General features: G+C 52.1%; 5 protein-coding genes. 3 read left to right on the top strand and 2 right to left on the bottom strand.

Features of this window, described 5'->3' with window-relative positions; translation table 11 throughout:
- Together PHF27_RS12865 and PHF27_RS12860 are read right to left on the bottom strand one after the other, a co-directional pair.
- The coding region (locus PHF27_RS12865; RefSeq protein ID WP_300070840.1) for a glycogen/starch/alpha-glucan phosphorylase at positions 1–1,151 on the bottom strand (1,151 nt) is incomplete at its 3' end.
- A gap of 68 nt (positions 1,152–1,219) precedes the next feature.
- Complete coding sequence (locus PHF27_RS12860; RefSeq protein WP_300070837.1) at positions 1,220–2,239, bottom strand: M48 family metallopeptidase; 1,020 nt, start codon at positions 2,237–2,239, stop codon at positions 1,220–1,222.
- Between the two features lie 311 nt (positions 2,240–2,550).
- Between PHF27_RS12860 and PHF27_RS12855 the strand changes: the two genes are divergently transcribed.
- The 3 genes from PHF27_RS12855 to ppdK form a co-directional block, all read left to right on the top strand.
- The gene (locus PHF27_RS12855; RefSeq protein ID WP_300070834.1) at positions 2,551–3,195 is read left to right on the top strand and encodes a helix-turn-helix transcriptional regulator; all 645 of its coding nucleotides are present in this window, start codon (positions 2,551–2,553) and stop codon (positions 3,193–3,195) included.
- 13 nt (positions 3,196–3,208) lie between these two features.
- A complete protein-coding gene (locus PHF27_RS12850) occupies positions 3,209–4,048 on the top strand; it encodes a pyruvate, water dikinase regulatory protein (RefSeq protein ID WP_300070832.1) in 840 nt (279 codons plus the stop codon).
- A partial coding sequence (ppdK, locus tag PHF27_RS12845) for a pyruvate, phosphate dikinase (protein ID WP_300070829.1) occupies positions 4,045–6,094 on the top strand: 2,050 nt, incomplete at its 3' end. The genes PHF27_RS12850 and ppdK, both read left to right, overlap by 4 nt.

Raw genomic sequence — 6,094 nt, 5'->3', positions numbered from 1 at the left:
TACACCCTGGGCAGCAGCGTGGCAAACATATCCACCGGCCAGCTTTCTAAGGCTTCCGGCAAAATCGTATGGTTAGTATAAGACACCGTACGAATGGTTATATCCCAGGCTTCATTCCAACCCATGCCTTCTTCATCCATTAAAAGACGCATCAGTTCCGGAATGGCTACAGCCGGATGCGTATCATTAATATGCACCGCCACCTTGTCCGGTAAAAGATGCAGATCCAAATACTTGCGCTTAAACCGCCGCAGAATGCTCTGCAAACCAGCACAGACAAAGAAGTACTGCTGTTTTAAGCGTAAAAGACGTCCCTCGTAAAAGGTATCCTCCGGATACAAGATCTTGGAGATCGCCTCTACCTGCTGCTGATATTGCACCGCCTGCAGATAGTCGCCGCGGTTGAAGCTGGTCAAATCAAATTCGCTTTGCAGCGGTTCCGCGTTCCACAAACGCAGGGTGTTAACCGTATTATTGTCATAACCGATAACAGGCACGTCATAAGGAACCGCCAGGACAGCCTGAGCATCCTGATGCACTACCCGCATATGCCCGTCTTGCTCGATCATTTCAATGCGGCCGCCAAAGCGCACCGTCACCGCCTTGTCCGCTTTGCGGTATTCCCATACATAGCGATCCTTAAGCCAATGATCCGGCAGTTCTACCTGATAGTTATCAACAATTTTTTGTTCAAACAGGCCATAGCGATAGCGAATGCCATTGCCATGCCCCGGCAAACCCATGGCTGCCAGCGAATCTAAAAAGCAGGCCGCTAAGCGTCCCAGGCCGCCGTTTCCCAAGCCAGCGTCCCGTTCCACTTCCAACAATTCTTGAAGGTCGGTCCCCGCTTCCTTCAAGGCCGCTTCACACACATCACGAATGCCCAGATTGATAAGGTTAAGCTCCATAAGACGTCCCAGAAGAAATTCAATAGAAAAATAGTAAACTTGCTTCTCGCCGCGATCCGAATATTGCTGATTTGTCTGGATCCAGTTCGAGCTAATGTAATCCCGGACCACCATGCCCAAGGCCATATATTTTTCGCTTGGCAAGGCCTCGTCAATACTTTTCCCGTATAAAGACTGCACACGGGTTACAAAATTCTTGCGGAATATTTCTTTGGAGCTTTGTTGTTCAAGGTCAGATTTCATATTCACGCGTCTCTCCCTTCCTGACTATCAGTCTTACCGTCTCACTACCGCCTGCTGCTTTCTTTTTTTCAATACCGCCTCAGCGCCTCCAGATATCGTTCCATCAATTCTTCCTGGGAAACGCCGTAGGCAGCGGCCTCACTTTCTGCAATCGTCATAATACGTCGCTCATTATAATAGATATAAAACTGAGTTCCGTCACTGTCCGGCACATACCGTTCCGGCGAAAAGCCCGCGCTGCTCCGAGCCCGATAAATGGCGCCCGCAGCGGCAAAAGCCCGAAACACAGGTTCCTGTCCATCAACAGCGGTTTTAAAGGGCGGCAGGCTCCAAGTTCCATCCTTCACCTGCTTGGCGCCTTCGTCCACAAAGGGACGCACACCGGCATCCCGGGCATAACCCAGCACTTTTTCCACCCGCGAATTCGCCTCGGGATGACTGGAAAATAGATCCGGGTGATAATTTTGATTCGTATTCGCCAATTTGCGCAGGCCCATGGCCATGCCATATGGATTGTAGCCAGCCTTAAAGGAATGCACAAATCCCAATTGATCCGCTTCCCGTTCGTCATCCCGGCTATAACCGGCCATTAACACCTGATACGCCAAGCTCTGCAGCGGCACCCCTCGATCACCGAATAGGATGCTGAAAAGCAGGCCCATCCCCAGGCTTTTTTCCATCTGCTTCACGCTGTGCCGCTTAACCACATGCCCTACTTCATGCCCGATAACGCCAGCTAATTCATCGTCATCCGGCATCAGATCGACCAAGCCCTTAAAGACATAGATAAAACCGCCAGGCACAGCCAGAGCGTTCACTTCTTTGGAATTTAAAACCTTAAACGTATACGGAAGATCTTGCCGTTCCGATACTTTCACCAGACTCATGCCTATTTTTTGGATGCGCTCTTGCAGCTGCGCGTCGTCTACAAGACCGTATTTTTTCTCCAATTCTTTCGCTACATCGCGGCCCATAGAAATTTCCTGGTCCTTGCTGATTAGCCCCGCTTCCGCCGTCGGCTGCCAGAATCCGGCCATAAACAACAAAGCCAGGCATACAAAAAGAATCCGTTTTAAAAGCTCATGCACGCAAAATCGTCCCCCTTGTCCCCTTCAAACCGGCACATCATCTTGCCTGTCTTACTTTTTTCCATAAATTACAAACCGTTTCTTAATGCTTAAAATAAGTATTCCGTTTTCTTTGGCGTAAATCCTTCTTACGGCCTCTGTTTCATTATAATTTTATCCTGCAGCGATTTTTCCTTGCCAACAGCAGGTACTTATATGCTATAATTAGCGTATGCTATTTGTAGTATTAAACATCTTTTTCGTTTATCGTCTACGCCATTCACCCATACAAATGGCATTAAACACGTTCAATAAATAGAATTACAAGGCAGGTGAGTACCATCGAATTATCGGCACGTCAACGCACCATTCTGGAATGGGTCAAAGAAAACGGACCCTTGAGCAGCAAAGAGCTGGCTGATCGCCTGCAAGTCAGCCGCGCCGCTTTGCGTGCGGATCTGGCGGTTCTGACCATGTCCGGTCTGCTGGAAGCCCGCCCCCGGGTAGGCTACTACTACAGCGGCAAAGACGAAAAGGACATTATCGCCGGCATGCTCAGTCCCTTGCGCGTCAAGGAGGCTCATTCCATCTCCGTAGCAGTTCGGGAAAAAACCTCAGTCTATGATGTGATTGTCAAAATGTTCATTGAAGACGTGGGCACCATGTTTATTGTCTCTCAAGAAGGCTTTCTCGAAGGCGTGGTTTCGCGTAAAGATTTGCTAAAAACCGCCTTGGGACAGCGCAAACTGGAAGACTTGCCTATCAGCGTAATCATGACTCGCATGCCCAACATTATTGTGACCACGCCGGAAGAGTCCGTGCTCCGGGCTGCGCAGAAGCTGCTGACACATCAAGTCGACTCCCTGCCGGTAGTCATCATAGAAAACACGCCGGACGGAGAACGTTACCGCCTGCTTGGCCGCTTCACCAAGTCCAACATCACAAGGCTGTTTGTACAAATGGGCAGCCGCTCATAAAGGAGGTTTCTTCATGACTCATTCCGGTAAGTCCGCGCATCCCGCCGTTCTCTATTTGCTTTCCGACTCAGTCGGCGAAACGGCGGAAGTCGTCACCAAAGCCGCTTGCAGCCAATTCGACGCCGGTCATGTCGAATTGCGCCGCATGCCGTATCTGGCTTCTGTTTATCAAGTGGAGGAAGCCTTGCAGGAAGCTGCAGCCACTGCCAACGCCGCCGTGATTTACACTTTGGTTAGTCCCAATTTACGTAAAGCTCTGAAAATCAAGGCTGCGAAATTGAATTTAACTTGTGTGGATGTAATGGGCCCTGTTGTTGACGCTCTCACGCAAATCAGCGGTCTGGACCCGCGCAATGAGCCTGGCAGTTTGCGCAAAATCGACGAAGCGTACTTTAATCGTATTGAAGCCATTGAATTCGCCGTCAAATTCGACGACGGCAAAGAGCCGCGCGGCCTGTTGCGAGCCGACATCGTCGTCACCGGCGTATCGCGCACCTCCAAAACCCCTTTGTGCATGTACCTGGCGCACAAAGGACTTAAAGCCGCAAACCTGCCACTGGTTCCGGAAGTGACCGTACCTCAGGAGCTCTTTCAAGTGCCGGCGAACAAAGCAGTCGGCCTCACCATCAAAGCGGATCATCTCTATGAAATACGCCGGGAACGCCTGCGCACCATGGGACTGGCGCAAACGGCGGAATACGCAAACTATGACCGCATTCTCGAAGAAATTGAGTACGCCGTGCGCATTATGCGCAAAATCGGCTGCCCGATTATTGACGTCACCAATAAAGCCACCGAAGAAACCGCTGCCAAAGTATTAGAATATTACCGGAAGGGAGCCGAATTACGATGAAAAAATATGTATACCTTTTTACGGAGGGAAGCGCTGAAATGCGCTCGCTTTTAGGAGGCAAAGGCGCCAACTTAGCCGAAATGACCAATCTGGGTCTGCCGGTGCCTCCTGGCTTCACCATCAGCACCGAAGGCTGCCGCGAATACTACGCGCAAGGCGCCAAACTCCCTGCAGGCATGGAAGAGGAAGTATCGCGTCAATTAGCCGTCTTGGAAGAACAAACCGGCAAACGTTTCGGAGACGCCGCGAATCCGCTTTTGGTATCGGTTCGTTCCGGCGCCGTCTTCTCCATGCCTGGCATGATGGATACCATCTTAAACCTCGGCCTGAACAGCAACACCGTCGTCGGCCTAGCCGCCGCTACCGGTAATGAGCGTTTCGCCTACGACTCCTACCGCCGGTTTATCCAGATGTTCTCCGACGTCGTTCTTGACATCCACAAATACGAATTCGAACAACTTCTTGATGACGTCAAGGAAGAGCAAGGCGTCCGTTTTGACCAAGATCTCAGCGCCGACTCCCTCAAAGAAGTCATCCGGCAATACAAAAAGCTAGTCCACGAACACAGCGGACGCTACTTCCCGGAAGAGCCCAAAGAACAGCTCTTCATGGCCCTTACCGCCGTTTTCCGCTCCTGGAATAACGACCGGGCCATCGTCTACCGCAATCTGAACAAAATCGACCACGATCTGGGTACGGCCGTCAATATCCAATCTATGGTTTTCGGCAATATGGGCAATGACTCCGGCACTGGCGTCGCCTTCAGCCGCAACCCCTCGACCGGCGAAAACAAGCTCTACGGCGAGTACTTAATGAATGCCCAAGGCGAAGACGTCGTCGCCGGCATTCGGACCCCCCAAAGCATTGAAAAGCTGGCGGACGACATGCCGCATGTCTATGAGCAGTTCTGTCAAATCGTCAAGACTTTGGAAACGCACTACAAAAACATGCAGGATATCGAGTTCACCATCGAAAAAGGCAAGCTTTATATGCTGCAAACCCGCAACGGCAAACGCACGGCCGCTGCTGCCGTCAAAGTGGCTCACGATTTAGTGCAAGAAGGCCTGGTAAGCACCGCCGATGCGCTCTTGATGGTGGAACCAACGCAAATCGGCCAGCTGCTCCACCGCCAGATTGACAGCTCCGCCAAACTCGACGTCCTGGCGCAAGGTCTGCCAGCCTCGCCGGGCGCCGCTTCAGGATCGATCGTCTTTGACGCGGACGAAGCAGAACTTTTGGGACGCCAAGGCAAAAAAGTACTCTTAGTACGCACCGAAACCACTCCTGATGACATTCACGGCATCGTCATGGCCCAGGGCATTCTAACCAGCCGCGGCGGCATGACCAGCCACGCCGCTGTTGTAGCCCGCGGCATGGGAAAACCCTGCGTTTGCGGCTGTGAGGCCGCCCGTATCGATTATAACGCCAAGACCTTGACCATCGGCAATTTGACCCTAAAAGAAGGCGATCTCCTCTCTATTGACGGCGCCACTGGCCGGGTCATCAGCGGTTCCATCCCCCTCCAAGAGCCTGAACTCTCGCCGGAATACTTGACTTTTTTGGCTTGGGCCGATGAATACCGTCGCCTAGATGTCCGCGCCAATGCCGACACCCCTGAAGACGCCGCCAAAGCCCGTTCCTTCGGCGCAACCGGTATCGGTCTGGTCCGCACGGAGCATATGTTCATGGCTCAAGACCGCCTGCCCTACGTACAGCAGATGATTCTCGCCGAGACGCTAGAGGCGCGCGAAGACGCCTTGACGCATTTGCTGCCCATGCAGGAAAATGACTTCTACGGCATTTTAAAAGCCATGGAAGGCTATCCGGTTTGCATACGCCTGCTCGATCCGCCGCTGCATGAGTTCTTGCCCCGTCTGGAAGAACTATTAGTGGAAACGACACGGCTGCGCACCCTCGGTAATGACCCGCAAACATTGGCGCAAAAAGAACTGCTCCTCAAAAAAGTCCGTCACCTGCACGAATTCAACCCCATGCTGGGACATCGCGGCTGCCGTTTGGGCATTACGTACCCCGAAGTATACGAGA

It is taken from the genome of Anaeromusa sp., from assembly GCF_028691475.1.
Lineage (GTDB): Bacteria > Bacillota > Negativicutes > Anaeromusales > Anaeromusaceae > Anaeromusa.
This window is presented reverse-complemented; position numbering and strand designations above follow the sequence as displayed.